The organism is Candidatus Zixiibacteriota bacterium (genome assembly GCA_040753495.1).
Taxonomy (GTDB): Bacteria; Zixibacteria; MSB-5A5; order GN15; family PGXB01; genus DYGG01.
Map to the genome: position 1 here is coordinate 15,938 of JBFMEF010000034.1, position 13,363 is coordinate 29,300.

Genomic DNA, 13,363 nt, shown 5'->3' on the forward strand with positions numbered 1-13,363 from the left:
AGGCAGGTAAATATAATGTCGCTCAAGATAGCCTGCCGTGTCCGCATCACCATCCCATCTGCCAGGCCGGTTGCCACCCGCGACCGGCTTTTTTATTCCAATTTATGCCTTGCCAAACGGTTGGCGGCGAATATATTATTAAGTCTTTAACGCGGGATTTGCCCGTATAATATTCGCATATTAGCTTATTATTGACCATTTTGTGAGGTAAATCATGGTAGGTATCGTTGGCTACGGAGCCCACGTCCCCAGACATCGCATCAAAGTCGAAGAGATCGCTAAGGTCTGGGGAGCGGACGCTCCCAGTTATAAAAAGGGTCTTCTGCTGACCCAGAAATCAGTCCCCCCTCCGGACACCGACACCATCACTCTTTCGGTGGAAGCGGCAAAGAACGCTCTCCGGCGCGCCGGCAATCTGAATCCCGCTGATATCGGGGCAATCTATATCGGCTCGGAATCGCACCCCTATGCCGTAAAGCCTTCGGGAACGGTGGTAGCCGAAGCGCTCGGCGCTACCCCCGAAATTCACTGCGCCGATTTCGAATTCGCCTGCAAAGCCGGTTCGGAAGCGATGTTTGTCTGCCTCGGCCTTGTAAAATCCGGATATATCAAATACGGGCTGGCTATCGGCGCCGACACTTCCCAGGGCGCCCCCGGTGACGCCCTCGAATACTCCGCCTCCGCCGGAGCGGCGGCGTTTATTATGGGAAACGAAAATCTTGTCGCCGAAGCGCTCGAGACCTATTCCTTCATGACCGATACCCCCGATTTCTGGAGACGAGAATATCAGTTCTATCCCCAGCATGGCGGACGGTTCACAGGCGAACCGGCGTATTTCAAACATGTCACCGGCTGCGCCAATGGCATTATGAAAAAAGTCGGAATGAAACCGGCTGACTTCAAATATGTCATCTTCCATCAACCCAATGGTAAATTCCCTCTCAGAGTTGGGCAGATGCTCGGCTTCAAGAAAGAGCAGATTGAACCAGGCTGGCTGACCCCCCGTCTCGGAAACACCTACTCCGGCTCCTCACCGATAGGGCTCACGTCCACCCTCGATATCGCCAAACCGGGCGATATGATATTGATGGTCTCTTACGGTTCCGGCGCCGGCTCCGACGGCTTTGTCTGGAAAGTAACCGACCGTATCAACGAAGTCCGCGACAAAGCGGTCCGCACCACAAAACTTCTTGATGAAAACCAGTTTTATGTTGATTATGGCACCTATGCCAAATTCCGGCATAAAATCCGGAAGAATGATTAGGAGGTGACTTGCAATGAGAGATGTAGCAGTAGTTGGCATAGGGATAAACAAATGGGGCGAACTCTGGGAGAAGTCTTTCCGGGATATATATGTCGAGGCGGCTCTGGCGGCAATCAATGACGCCGGCGTGGACCATCTTGATTCCATGATTATCGGTTGCATGTCCGGCGGCCTCTTTGTCGGTCAGGAGCATCTCGGTTCACTCATGGCTGATTATCTCGGGCAAAAACATCTGGCGGCGTCGCGGGTTGAATCAGCGTGCGCTTCCGGCGGGTTGGCGTTCCGTCACGCCTTTATCGAGGTTGCTTCCGGTATTTCCGATATCGTCATGGCGGCAGGCGTGGAAAAGATGACCGATGTCTCCGGTGATGGCGCTACCTACGCGCTGGCGACCGCCGCCGATCAGGAATATGAAGTCTTCCACGGCGCCACCTTTCCGGGACTGTATGCCTTGATGGCAACCGCCCATATGCACAAATATGGCACCACCCGCGATATGCTGTCCGCTGTTGCTGTCAAGAATCACTTTAACGGTTCGATGAATCCTTTTGCGCAGTATCCTTTTAAGGTGACAAAAGAAGAAGTCAATGATTCCGTGATGGTCGCTTCGCCGCTGCGGATTCTTGATTGTTCGCCCATTACCGATGGCGCCGCGGCGGTCATACTCACCACCGTTGATATCGCCAAAAAACTGGGCAAACCGATTATCAAAGTCATCGGTTCCGGGCATGCCACCGATTCCATCGCCCTGCACCAGAGACCCGATATTACAACGCTGAAGGCGACCACGGTAGCGGCTGAGAAGGCATTCAAAATGGCAAACAAGAAAATCACCGATATCAATTTCGCCGAAGTCCATGACTGCTTCACAATCGCCGAGATTATCGTAACCGAATCGCTCGGCATCTTCCCGGCGGGAAAGGGAGGCGAAGCCGCCCTCAAAGGGGAGACCGGTCTGGAAGGAAGATTCCCTATCAACACCTCCGGCGGTTTGAAATCGAAAGGGCATCCGGTCGGCGCTACCGGTGTGGCGCAGATAGTCGAAGTCGTCAAGCAACTCCGCGGCACCGCCGAAAACGGACGTCAACTTAAGAAACAGCCGAAAATCGGTATGGCTCAGAATATGGGTGGTTCCGGCGGCTCAACCTTAGTGCATATTTTGGAGGTGGCATAATGTTTCCGGCAAGAGAACATAGAGAATACCCCCATCGGTACCGCCTTGAGGCTGGCAAATGCAAAAAGTGCGGAAAAATATTTTTCCCGCACCGCCTTATCTGCTCCGAATGCGGTCACAGAGAATTTGAGAAAGTAATTCTGCCCGATACCGGAAAACTTCTCACCTTCAGCGTAATTCGCGTGGCGCCGTCGCAGTTTGTTGACCAGGCCCCCTATGCCATAGGAATCGCCGAGTTGACCAACGGCGTCCGTCTGCTGGCGCAGGTCGCTGATTGTGATGTCGATTCTTTGAAAGTCGGGATGGAAGTGCGCATCGAATTCCGCCGTATCCAGACCGATGGCCATGCCGGCGTCCTCAGTTACGGATACAAATTCGTACCCAAGTGGTACTAGAGTATATTGCCAGAGCGGGAAGATTCTCTCTTCCCGCTTAACCATTCACCCACCAATTCTGGGACAGGGTATAAATGTTTAGAATCGAATCAAAGGTCAGCACGAACTCGGCCGCCTTTAAAGACAATTATGAACGAAACAAAGAGCAGCATCTTGTCCTGAAAATGCGCCTCGAGGCGGTTAAAGAGGGGGGACCGGAAAAAGCGCGCAAAGTCCATCTGGAGCGGGGGAAACTTCTCACCCGCGACCGGGTGGCACTGCTCTTCGATAAGAATACCCCCTTCCTCGAACTTTCCACTCTCGCCGCCTACGATATGTATGATAACGAAGCCCCCTGTTCCGGTATAATCTGCGGCATCGGAGTGGTGCATGGTCGGGAAGTGATGGTCATCGCCAATGATGCCACCGTCAAAGGCGGAACCTATTATCCTGTCACCATCCTCAAACATGGTCGCGCGCAACGGATAGCCGAAGATAACAATCTTCCCTGTGTCTATCTGGTTGACTCCGGCGGCATTTATTTACCGTACCAATCAGGCGTTTTCCCCGATAAAGACCATTTCGGACGAATTTTCTACAATCAGGCTCGTATGTCGGCAAAAGGGATTCCGCAGATTTCCGTGGTGCTTGGTTCCTGCACCGCCGGCGGGGCGTATCTTCCAGCGATGTCCGATGAAACCGTCATCGTCCGCAAGCAGGGCACGATCTTCATAGGCGGACCGCCGCTGGTGAAAGCGGCGACCGGTGAAGTGGTAACAGCCGAAGAATTGGGCGGCGCCGATGTCCATTGTCGCACCTCCGGCGTGACCGACCATTACGCCATGGATGACAAGCATGCCCTTGCCATCGCCCGCAATATCATCGAGAATCTCAATCGCCCCGCAAAATTCGACCTCGAAATGGCGGAACCGGAAGAGCCATATTACGACCCCGATGAGCTATACGGCGCGGTGCCCAATGACATCCGCAAGCAGTACGACATCCGCGAGGTCATTGCCCGACTGGTGGATGGCTCCAAATTCCACGAATTTAAAGAACTGTATGGTATCACCCTGGTCTGCGGTTTCGCCCGGATTATGGGATTCCCGGTCGGAATACTCGGCAACAACGGAGTACTTTTCTCGGAGTCATCACTCAAGGGCGCTCATTTTATTGAACTTTGCACAATCCGCAAGATTCCAATAATATTCCTTCAGAATATTACCGGCTTCATAGTGGGACGTCAGTACGAAGCCGGCGGCATCGCCCGTGACGGCGCCAAACTGGTGCATGCCGTTGCCAATGCCCAGGTGCCGAAATTTACCGTGATGGTCGGCGGCTCCTACGGCGCCGGAAATTATGCCATGTGCGGCCGCGGTTATTTCCCGCGCCTTCTCTGGATGTGGCCCAATGCCAAGATATGCGTTATGGGGGGAGAGCAGGCGGCCGATGTCCTCGCCACCGTCAAAATCAATCAATTGGAGCGCAACGGCGCCAAATTGACCAAAGAGGAAATCGATGCCATCCGTCAGCCGATTATTGATAAATACGAAAGCGAATCGACCCCATACTACTCCACCGCCCGTCTCTGGGATGACGGCATCGTCGGTATGACCGAAACTCGCGAGGCTCTCGCCCTCGGCATCGCTATGTCGCTCAATCAGCCGATTCCCGACCAGAAATACGGCGTCTTCAGGATGTAAGCGATGGAGCCGAGCCGTTATCAGACAATTAGCTGTCGTATCTCCAACCAGGTAGCCTTTGTAAATTTCTGCCGCCCCGATCTTCACAACGCCTTCAATGATACCGTCATCTATGAAATGACCGACCTGTTCCAGGCACTCGACAATGAAAAATCGCTTCGAGCCGTGGTCTTAACCGGAGAGGGGAAATCCTTTTGCGCCGGCGCCGACCTCAATTGGATGAAGCGGGTCATCACCCAATCTTTCGAAGAGAATCTTAGAGAATCAAATGCCCTGGCAGAATTGTTTGCACTACTTTACCATTTCCGCTGCCCGGTAATCGGGGAAATTAACGGCGCCGCCATTGGCGGCGGTGTCGGCTTTGTCGCCGTCTGCGATATCGCCATCGCCGCCGAATCCGCGAAATTCTCTTTCTCCGAAGTCAAAATCGGCCTGGTGCCGGCTTGCATCGGTCCTTATGTGGTCAAAAAAATCGGCGAGGGAAAAGCGCGCGAATTCTTTATCACCGGCGAGCGGATGAGCGCCGAGAAGGCGTTTCAAATCGGGCTTATCAATCGCTTTGTCCCTGACGATAAACTGCATGATACCGTCGCGGAACTGCTGACCATGATTCGCTCATCGGGACCGGAGGCAATCGCCGTTGCCAAACGCTTGGTCTCGGCTGTTCCCCATATGAGCGAGAAGGAATACAAGCCGTTCACCGCCGAGATGATTGCCCGTCTTAGGATTTCTCCGGAAGGTCAGGAAGGGATGAACGCTTTCCTGGAAAAACGTAAACCAAAATGGGTGCAGGAATAAATGTCGAAAAAATTATTCAAAAAAATATTAGTTGCCAACCGCGGGGAAATCGCTGTCCGGGTTATTCGCGCCTGCAAACTGCTCGATATCCCCACCGTGGCGGTCTATTCCACCGCCGATAAGAATGCCCTGCATACTCTCCTGGCCGATGAGGCGGTCGAAATCGGTCCCCCGCCGCCGCGAGAGTCGTATCTTGACATCAAGAAGCTCGTTGAAACCGCCCGGGCGCATAAATGTGACGCCATTCATCCCGGTTATGGTTTCCTCTCGGAAAATCCGCTGTTCCCAATTGCCTGCGAGAAAGCCCGGCTGACCTTTATTGGTCCTTCCGCCGAAGCGATGCGTCTCCTCGGCAACAAAGTTCAATCCCGCATCAAAATGGCAACGGCGGGCGTCCCTATCATACCGGGCATGAAAGCCTCCGGCGATAATATCTTTCAGTTTGAATCGGCCGCAGAGGAAGCCGGCTATCCGGTGTTGATAAAAGCCGCCGCCGGCGGGGGCGGTAAAGGGATGCGGATTGTCCATAGACGGGAAGACCTGGCTCCTTCGGTAGAAGCGGCGAAGCGGGAAGCCAAAAACGCCTTTGGTGATGATACCGTCTATCTCGAAAAATATATCGAAAATCCCCGCCATATCGAATTCCAGGTACTGGCGGATGACCATGGCAATACCATCCACCTCTTTGAGCGCGAGTGTTCGGTACAACGACGCCACCAGAAAATCATCGAGGAAACTCCCTCCACCGCGCTTACTCCCGCCCTCCGGGTGCAGATGGGTAACGCCGCCGTTCGCGTTGCCACTGCCGCCGGTTATCGCAATGCCGGAACCGTCGAGTTCCTTTTTGATAAGAGTGGAAGTTTCTATTTCCTTGAAATGAATACCCGCATCCAGGTGGAGCATCCCATAACCGAAATGACCACCTCCGTCGATTTGGTGGTGGAACAGATTCGGATTGCGGCAGGGGAGAAAATCTCCGATTACGTCCTCGAGGCTAAACAGCGGGGGCATGCCATCGAGTGCCGCATCTATGCTGAAGATGCCGAGAATAATTTCCTGCCCTCCTCCGGTGATATTCTATATTATCAGGAGCCGGTCGGGCCCGGGATAAGAGTCGATTCCGGTGTAACAAAGGGAACTGCGGTGGGCGTCGAATATGACCCGATTCTGGCGAAACTTATTGTCTATGCTCCGACCCGCGAACTGGCAATCAGCAAGATGATTCAGGCTTTGAAGGACTACAAGATTCTGGGAATAAAGACTTCGCGTAAATTCATGATAGATATCCTGAGCCATCCGGAATTCAAAGCTGGAAACACTTACACCAATTTTATCGAGAAGCACTTTTCAGAGAGAACGGTCGACCTCATTCCGGCGCTGGAACTGGCCGCGGCCGTCTCGACCGTGGCAATGGCGCAGGGGAGTAAGGCAAGACCGACCGTCGTGAAACAGGCAGAAGGGCTTTCCCCCTGGCAGACTATCGGACCCTGGGAGCTCGGAATGAGGATTAACAAATGATAAATCAGTTTGCTTATAACGAGGAAACGGTTGAGACCAAACTGAAAACAGTCCCTTCCGGATTTGAGGTCTCAGTCGGGGAGAACAATTATTTTGTCTCCGAAATCGCTCCGGGCAATTTTCAGGTGATTCTCAACGGGGCCAAAAAAATGGTCTGCTGCGTGGTCAAAGGAAATCGCTCCTATATCGATATTGACGGTCTCCTTATTGAACTGGAAATCCCCTCCGATGACGGCGATATGGCGTCATCAGCGGCGGCGCACGCCGTCGCCAAAGACAAAATATTCGCCCCGATGCCGGGCAAGATTGTCAAACTGCTGGTAAAGGAAGGGGAGACGGTCGAAGCGAAACAGCCGATGGTGATTGTGGAAGCGATGAAAATGGAAAATCAGGTCAATTCCCCGGCCTCCGGAACCGTCAAGAAGATAAATTTCAAGGATGGCGAGCAGGTCGGCACCGAAATCCCGATTATTGAACTGGAACTGCCGGTCCTGTAGGTCGAAACCTTTACGGTTTCGACAATATCATCTTGAATCTCGAAGATATGCCATTATCGGGGCGACCCTTGCGGTCGCCCATGAGAACCAATTCTTCCGAATTGATTCTCGCCTCAAACATCGTTATCTATGATAACTCCCAATTCTCGTTTTTCCCCAAACAAACTCGCAAAAAAAAAGCCGGACCAGAGTCCGGCTCTTCTAATCAAATCAGCGTTTATTTCCAGATGAAATAAGTCACACCGGCGCCAATCTGCATGCTGGTCCCTGAATAGGACTCGCCTTCCACTCCGTTGAATTCCGGCTTGGCATTGTCAGCGCTGAACATAACGCCCAGGTCAAGAGCAACTGCTTCGGAAAGCAGGAAGTTAATCCCCGCCATTCCGCCAATCTGGGTGCCGGTCCATTTTTCTTCATCAACGCCATCTTCTGCCTTGATTGACATATAGTTGAAGAAGGCCTTGATATACGGATAGACCGAGCCCTTGACGTCCGTTCTGGCTTTGTCCAGATTGAAGTAGTAACCGACAATAGGACCAACGCCCATATCGGTATTCTTGAATTCACCAATCTTGAACTGAGTGTAGTCCACCATGGCTCCGATGAAGAGCCCGGGAGAAATGAAGTAACCGAATTCCGGGGCAAGGCTAAAGGTTGTCGGAGACTCATCCCCAACCTTGTATAGATCCCCACCCTGCGACATGAAGAATACATGTCCGCCTAAGAACCAGCTCCCCTTGTCAATAGGGTTTTCCTGAGCCGTTGCGGTCAGCGCGAAAGCGAGAACGACCAGACCCAGAAGTAACTGCTTCTTCATCTAAATCCTCCTTTCAGGTTGTTAAACCGTATGCGAAATCCTTTTCTGGACTTCTTTTCTCATTAAATCGGCGCAAATAAAAGCCAAATTCAACAATAATGTCAACAAAAAAAATAATAAAAACATTTTCAGTTTGTGATAACTTTCACTTGCTTAACCGATTGGAGAGCCGTAAATTAAGATGTTTTATAGAAAAACTGTGCAATTTATGGAGGAATAAATGGGTAATCGCAACGAGGCTTATATCGTCTCCGCTTGCCGTTCCGCTATCGGGACCTTCCTGGGCGGACTATCCGGGTTTACCGCGACTCAACTGGGAGCGCTGGCAATAAAGGAAGCTATTAATAGGGCTAATATCGACCCCCATCGGATTGATGAAGTAATCATGGGGCAGGTAGTTCAAGCGGGCGTCGGCCAGGCGCCGGCTCGCCAGGCCGCTATCGGCGGCGGAGTGCCGCCCGAGGTGGCTACCTTCACCATAAACAAAGTCTGCGGCTCCGGACTGAAAGCGGTCATGCTCGCCGCCCAGTCGATTCGCGCCGGCGACCAGGACTGCATCATAGCCGGCGGGATGGAATCGATGTCCGGCACCCCTTATGTTCTCCACGGCGCCAAAGCAGGCCTTAAATTCGGCGATAAGAAACTTCAGGACTCGATGGTTCTGGATGGCCTCTGGTGCGCTTTCAAAAACTGGCATATGGGAAGCGCCGCCGAACTTACTGGCAGAATGGCAAATATCACCCGTCAGGAGCAGGATGAATTCGCCTATAATTCTCACAAGAAAGCGATTGCCGCCCAGCAGCAGGGGAAATTTGATGCCGAAATCTTTCCGATTGAGATACCTCAGAAAAAAGGTGACCCCGTCCTTTTCAAGAAAGATGAATGCCCGCGCGCTGAGATTTCCATGGAAGGGCTCGCCAAGCTGAAACCGGCTTTTGAGAAAGAGGGCACCGTCACCGCCGGAAATGCCCCGGGCCTCAATGACGGCTCATCGGCTACCGTGGTCGTCTCCGAAAAGTTCCTTAAAGAGAACAATCTCACCCCGCTGGCAAGAGTTATTGAATATACAACCGCCGGCGTCTCACCGGAACTGCTCTTCTTTGCCCCGATTCATGCTGTCCGGAAACTCTGCGAAAAGATGGGAGTTGACGTGCATCATTTTGACTTGATTGAAGCCAATGAAGCCTTCTCCGTTCAGGCTCTTGCCGACGGCAAAGAACTCGGCTGGGATTGGAGCCGTGTCAATGTCCATGGCGGCGCCGTTGCGCTGGGACATCCTATCGGAGCTTCCGGAACCCGGGTACTGACTACGTTAATTTACGCCCTCAAAGACCGCGGTAAGAAAAACGGCCTGGCAACTCTCTGTCTGGGCGGCGGTCACGCGGTGGCAATGGCTATAGAGATGGTCTGAAAGGGGAGATAAATGACTATGCGTTTGGAGGATATAAATAAGATTGCTGTGGTCGGCGGCGGCACCATGGGCAACGGGATAGCCCATGTCGTCGCCCAGTCTGGCTATAACGTCCTTCTGGTGGATACCTCGCCGGAACTATTACAGCGCGCCCTTAAGACTATTGCCGGAAACCTCGACCGAATGATTAAAAAAGAGAAAATCACCGAGGCGATAAAAAACGAAACGCTCGCAAGAATCAAAACCACCACCGATATCAATGAAGTCAAATCGGCGCAACTGGTGATTGAAGCGATTTACGAGAACCTTGATGCCAAACTGAGACTTTTCACCCAGCTGGCGGCTATCTGCCCGCCCGACACCATTCTGGCATCCAATACCTCCTCGCTGCCGATTACCCAGATCGCCGCCGCTTCCAAAAGAGCCGACCGAGTCATCGGCATGCACTTCATGAATCCGGTGCCGATGATGAAGCTGATTGAGTTGATTCGCGGTATTGCCACCAGCGATGAGACCTTTCATGTTATAAAAGAGTTGTCCTTCAAGCTCGGCAAGACGCCGGTGGAGGTCAATGACTTCCCCGGCTTCATCTCCAATCGGATATTGATGCCGATGATAAATGAAGCGATTTATGCCCTGATGGAGGGTGTAGCATCTGCCGAAGATATCGACACCGTTATGAAGCTGGGAATGAATCACCCCATGGGTCCCCTGACTCTGGCTGATTTTATCGGGCTTGATGTCTGCCTGGCGATTATGGAAGTCCTTTATAAGGGATTTTCCGATTCTAAATACCGCCCCTGTCCGCTTCTCTGGAAAATGGTGCAGGCCGGATACTTGGGGCGCAAGACCGGTCGCGGCTTTTTCGTATATGATTAAGTAAAGGAGAATGGTATGGATTTTCATCTCAGTGAAGATGACCTGATGATAAAAGAGACCGCCCGTGAATTTGCGGAGAAACGCCTCCTGCCGCATGCCCAGGAATTTGATGAAGAGGACGGCATCCCGCAGGAATTGATTGACGAAATGGCCAGTCTCGGTTATCTGGGGATGATGCTTCCGGAGCAGTACGGCGGACTGGGATTAACCACGGTCAGTTTTTGCGCCGCGCTGGAGGAGGTCTGCGCCGCCTGCGCCGGCGTCGGCATTCTAATGTCTGTCCAGAACTCTCTCTGCTGCGAGATAATCTACCGCTTCGGCTCCGACTCCTTGAAAGAAAAATATCTGCCCAAAATGGCGGCCGGGATGGTCGGCTCATACTGCGTCACCGAGCCGAATGCCGGAACCGATGTGGCCGGAATGAGCACGCAGGCTGTCAACAAAGGCGACCACTTTCTGATTAATGGCACCAAGACCTTTGTGACCAACGGCGGCCAAGCCGGAATCTTTATCGTCTTCGCCGTTACCGACCCCTCCGCGGGAAATAAAGGGATTTCCTGCTTTGCCGTGGAAAAAGGATTCCCCGGTATTTCTATCGGCGCCAAAGAGAAAAAGTGCGGTATGAGAGCCTCGGATACTCGGGAGGTTTCATTTCTTGATGTGAAAGTACCCAAGGAAAATATGATAGGCGACCCGGGCGCCGGCTTCAAAATGGCGTTGACCATTCTCAATTCGGGGCGAATCGGCGTATCGTTTCAGTCGATAGGAATCGCCCGCGCCGCTCTGGAAGAAGCCGTGAAGTACTCCAAAGAGCGCAAGCAGTTCAAGCAGCCGATCGCCAACTTTCAGGCGATTCAGTTCAAACTGGCCGATATGGCGACTGACCTCGATGCCGGGCGGCTTCTGGCGTACCGGGCGGCGCAGCTGAAGGATGAAGGGAAAAACATCGTCCGCGAGGCCTCCATGGCAAAACTCTTCTGCAGTCAGATGGCAAACTTCGTCGTCAATGAAGCGGTGCAGATTCACGGCGGTTACGGCTACATGAAAGAATATCCGGTGGAGCGATATTTCCGCGACGCCCGCGTCTGCGAATTATACGAAGGCACCACCGAAGCCCAGAAAATGACCATCGCTCGGGACCTCTTGAAGGAGTGATATGCTCTTAGAAAAGAAGCACCATGAATTTCGCGAAAAAATGCGGGCATTCGCCCTGGAAAAGATCGCCCCTTACGCGGCCGAACTCGATGATAAACAGGAATTCATCAGCCGTCATATAAAACCGATGGCTGAAATCGGGCTCTTCGGCATGGTCGTGCCGGAAGAATACGGCGGCAAACCGGTCGATACCATCTGTTACTCTATCGCCGTGGAAGAACTGTCCCGCGTCTGCGGCTCCACCGGTATCACTATCGCGGCGCATAATTCGCTCGGGATGTACCCCATCTATCGCTTTGGAACCGATGAGCAGCGCAAAAAATATCTTCCCCGTGGAGCCGCCGGTGAGATTATCGCCTTCGGTCTGACAGAGCCTGAGGCCGGCTCCGATGCCGGCGCCACCAAGACCACCGCCGTCCTCAAAGGCGACCATTGGATTATGAATGGCACCAAGTGCTTCATTACTTCCGCCTCGCATGCATTTGCCTCCATAGCCACCGCTCGCACCTCCGATGAACCGGGGGTCAAAGCAATTTCGTCATTTATCCTGGAGCGGCACTGGCAGGGCTATGATGTCGGCAAGAAAGAGAATAAAATGGGTTTGCGCGGCTCCGATACCGCCTTCCTTCATTTCACCGACCTTAAGATTCCCAAAGAGAACCAGCTGGGAAAACTGGGCGAAGGATTCAAACAGTTCATGATTACGCTTGACGGCGGAAGAATCTCTATCGCCGCCATGGCGTTAGGATTGGCGCAGGGAGCGCTCGACTGCGCTTTGAAATATGCTGTGGAACGCAAGCAGTTCGGGCAATCGATTGCCGAATTCCAGGCAGTTCAATGGATGCTGGCCGATATGGCGACCGAGATTGAAGCCGCCCGCTATTTGATATATGGCGCCGCCGCCAAGAAAGACGCCGGCCTGCAGCATACCCGCGATTCCGCCATGGCGAAACTGTATGCCGGTGAAGTCGGCACCCGGGTCGCGTCAAAGGCGATTCAGATTCTCGGCGGAATTGGTTACTATACCGGAAAATATCCGGCCGAGCGTATCTGGCGGGATGTCAAACTCTGCGAGATAGGGGAGGGGACTTCCGAAATCCAACGGCTGGTCATCGCCCGCGAACTGATAAAGTCGGTCCAGTAGATTCTTACTCTTACCGCGAACAAGTAATATCATCTTATTCGTGCCTGGCAGGTGTCCACATCTGCTGGTAAATCACTTTTAAAGTTGCGTCAGGTCTTGCCCCCGACTCCTGTCGGGGGTGTGACCTGACGCCCCTCTCCAATTCACCGCCGAGTAACTCAATATCCCCCCAAAGCCTCGTCTGAACCGCGTGGCGCGAGTGGGGGTTTTGACATTCTTCCGTAGTGGCGAACCCATGCGTTCGCCCATTGCTGAAATCATCCCCCCCTCCGATACGGGGGATGATTTCGGGTCGACACACGGGTCGACCCCTACTTTTCCCGCGCCGTCAGTCCCGCTTCAAGCGGGACCTCCTGACGGAACTCTCATGTCGTTGCGTCAGTTCCTAATCCCGATTCCTGTCGGGGTGAGAACTGACGCCACTCTTCCTTGTTGCGGCAGGGCCTGATTTTACGCTGACATCTGCAAAGCAGATTCATCACTGGCTCTTGCGGCGCAAAATTGTGACCTGCCGCTCTTTCTTCATTAGTCCAGGCAGTCCCCAGGACAAACAAACCTTCCTCCTGGGCTAATCGCTCGAACTCCTTGAGGGAAAGGCGGTTCCAGTGCCCCATTTTCACTCCTGAATC

13 protein-coding genes are annotated in these 13,363 nt (G+C 53.0%); 11 read left to right on the forward strand and 2 right to left on the reverse strand.

Going from position 1 to position 13,363, the window contains the following annotated elements:
• Positions 1-214 precede the first annotated feature (214 nt).
• From AB1690_01765 to AB1690_01795, 7 genes are all read left to right on the forward strand, one after another.
• On the forward strand, positions 215-1,264 hold the full coding sequence (locus AB1690_01765; protein ID MEW6014026.1) for a hydroxymethylglutaryl-CoA synthase: 1,050 nt from the start codon (positions 215-217) through the stop codon (positions 1,262-1,264).
• A 13-nt stretch (positions 1,265-1,277) separates the two neighbouring features.
• Positions 1,278-2,438 (forward strand): thiolase domain-containing protein, encoded by a 1,161-nt coding sequence (locus AB1690_01770; protein ID MEW6014027.1) that lies wholly within the window; start codon positions 1,278-1,280, stop codon positions 2,436-2,438.
• Positions 2,438-2,833, forward strand: a complete 396-nt coding sequence (locus AB1690_01775; protein MEW6014028.1) for a Zn-ribbon domain-containing OB-fold protein — start codon at positions 2,438-2,440, stop codon at positions 2,831-2,833. The genes AB1690_01770 and AB1690_01775 overlap by 1 nt, the downstream gene beginning before the upstream one ends.
• A gap of 74 nt (positions 2,834-2,907) precedes the next feature.
• Complete coding sequence (locus AB1690_01780) at positions 2,908-4,515, forward strand: carboxyl transferase domain-containing protein (protein MEW6014029.1); 1,608 nt, start codon at positions 2,908-2,910, stop codon at positions 4,513-4,515.
• 3 nt (positions 4,516-4,518) lie between these two features.
• Positions 4,519-5,313 (forward strand): enoyl-CoA hydratase-related protein, encoded by a 795-nt coding sequence (locus tag AB1690_01785; GenBank protein MEW6014030.1) that lies wholly within the window; start codon positions 4,519-4,521, stop codon positions 5,311-5,313.
• Entirely contained in the window at positions 5,314-6,831 is a 1,518-nt protein-coding gene (locus AB1690_01790; GenBank protein ID MEW6014031.1) for an acetyl-CoA carboxylase biotin carboxylase subunit, read from the forward strand.
• Entirely contained in the window at positions 6,828-7,328 is a 501-nt protein-coding gene (locus AB1690_01795) for a biotin/lipoyl-containing protein (GenBank protein MEW6014032.1), read from the forward strand. The genes AB1690_01790 and AB1690_01795 overlap by 4 nt, the downstream gene beginning before the upstream one ends.
• Before the next feature lie 217 nt (positions 7,329-7,545).
• Here AB1690_01795 and AB1690_01800 read toward each other — a convergent pair whose 3' ends face one another.
• Positions 7,546-8,145: a hypothetical protein gene (locus AB1690_01800; GenBank protein MEW6014033.1), complete on the reverse strand. Its 600-nt coding sequence runs from the start codon at positions 8,143-8,145 to the stop codon at positions 7,546-7,548.
• A 220-nt stretch (positions 8,146-8,365) separates the two neighbouring features.
• On the opposite strand from AB1690_01800, the gene AB1690_01805 reads away from it, so the two are divergent.
• Genes AB1690_01805 through AB1690_01820 form a run of 4 tightly spaced genes read left to right on the forward strand, consistent with a single transcriptional unit; the run spans position 8,366 to position 12,734 of the window.
• A complete protein-coding gene (locus AB1690_01805; GenBank protein MEW6014034.1) occupies positions 8,366-9,556 on the forward strand; it encodes an acetyl-CoA C-acetyltransferase in 1,191 nt (396 codons plus the stop codon).
• Positions 9,557-9,568: 12 nt separating this feature from the next.
• Entirely contained in the window at positions 9,569-10,435 is an 867-nt protein-coding gene (locus AB1690_01810; GenBank protein ID MEW6014035.1) for a 3-hydroxybutyryl-CoA dehydrogenase, read from the forward strand.
• Positions 10,436-10,450: 15 nt separating this feature from the next.
• The gene (locus AB1690_01815; protein MEW6014036.1) at positions 10,451-11,590 is read left to right on the forward strand and encodes an acyl-CoA dehydrogenase family protein; all 1,140 of its coding nucleotides are present in this window, start codon (positions 10,451-10,453) and stop codon (positions 11,588-11,590) included.
• Between the two features lies 1 nt (position 11,591).
• Positions 11,592-12,734 (forward strand): acyl-CoA dehydrogenase family protein, encoded by a 1,143-nt coding sequence (locus AB1690_01820; protein MEW6014037.1) that lies wholly within the window; start codon positions 11,592-11,594, stop codon positions 12,732-12,734.
• 365 nt (positions 12,735-13,099) lie between these two features.
• Here the strand turns inward: AB1690_01820 and AB1690_01825 are convergent.
• Positions 13,100-13,363, reverse strand: a 264-nt coding sequence (locus tag AB1690_01825; GenBank protein ID MEW6014038.1) for a hypothetical protein, incomplete at its 5' end; no start/stop codon positions are given.

Bases quoted from the DNA above. Each gene is read 5' to 3' on its own strand.
- AB1690_01820 (MEW6014037.1), top strand. From the start codon at position 11,592: ATGCTCTTAGAAAAGAAGCACCATGAATTTCGCGAAAAAATGCGGGCA.
- AB1690_01795 (MEW6014032.1), top strand. From the start codon at position 6,828: ATGATAAATCAGTTTGCTTATAACGAGGAAACGGTTGAGACCAAACTG.
- AB1690_01780 (MEW6014029.1), top strand. From the start codon at position 2,908: ATGTTTAGAATCGAATCAAAGGTCAGCACGAACTCGGCCGCCTTTAAA.
- AB1690_01805 (MEW6014034.1), top strand. From the start codon at position 8,366: ATGGGTAATCGCAACGAGGCTTATATCGTCTCCGCTTGCCGTTCCGCT.
- AB1690_01800 (MEW6014033.1), bottom strand. From the start codon at position 8,145: ATGAAGAAGCAGTTACTTCTGGGTCTGGTCGTTCTCGCTTTCGCGCTG.
- AB1690_01790 (MEW6014031.1), top strand. From the start codon at position 5,314: ATGTCGAAAAAATTATTCAAAAAAATATTAGTTGCCAACCGCGGGGAA.
- AB1690_01765 (MEW6014026.1), top strand. From the start codon at position 215: ATGGTAGGTATCGTTGGCTACGGAGCCCACGTCCCCAGACATCGCATC.
- AB1690_01785 (MEW6014030.1), top strand. From the start codon at position 4,519: ATGGAGCCGAGCCGTTATCAGACAATTAGCTGTCGTATCTCCAACCAG.
- AB1690_01775 (MEW6014028.1), top strand. From the start codon at position 2,438: ATGTTTCCGGCAAGAGAACATAGAGAATACCCCCATCGGTACCGCCTT.
- AB1690_01815 (MEW6014036.1), top strand. From the start codon at position 10,451: ATGGATTTTCATCTCAGTGAAGATGACCTGATGATAAAAGAGACCGCC.
- AB1690_01770 (MEW6014027.1), top strand. From the start codon at position 1,278: ATGAGAGATGTAGCAGTAGTTGGCATAGGGATAAACAAATGGGGCGAA.
- AB1690_01810 (MEW6014035.1), top strand. From the start codon at position 9,569: ATGACTATGCGTTTGGAGGATATAAATAAGATTGCTGTGGTCGGCGGC.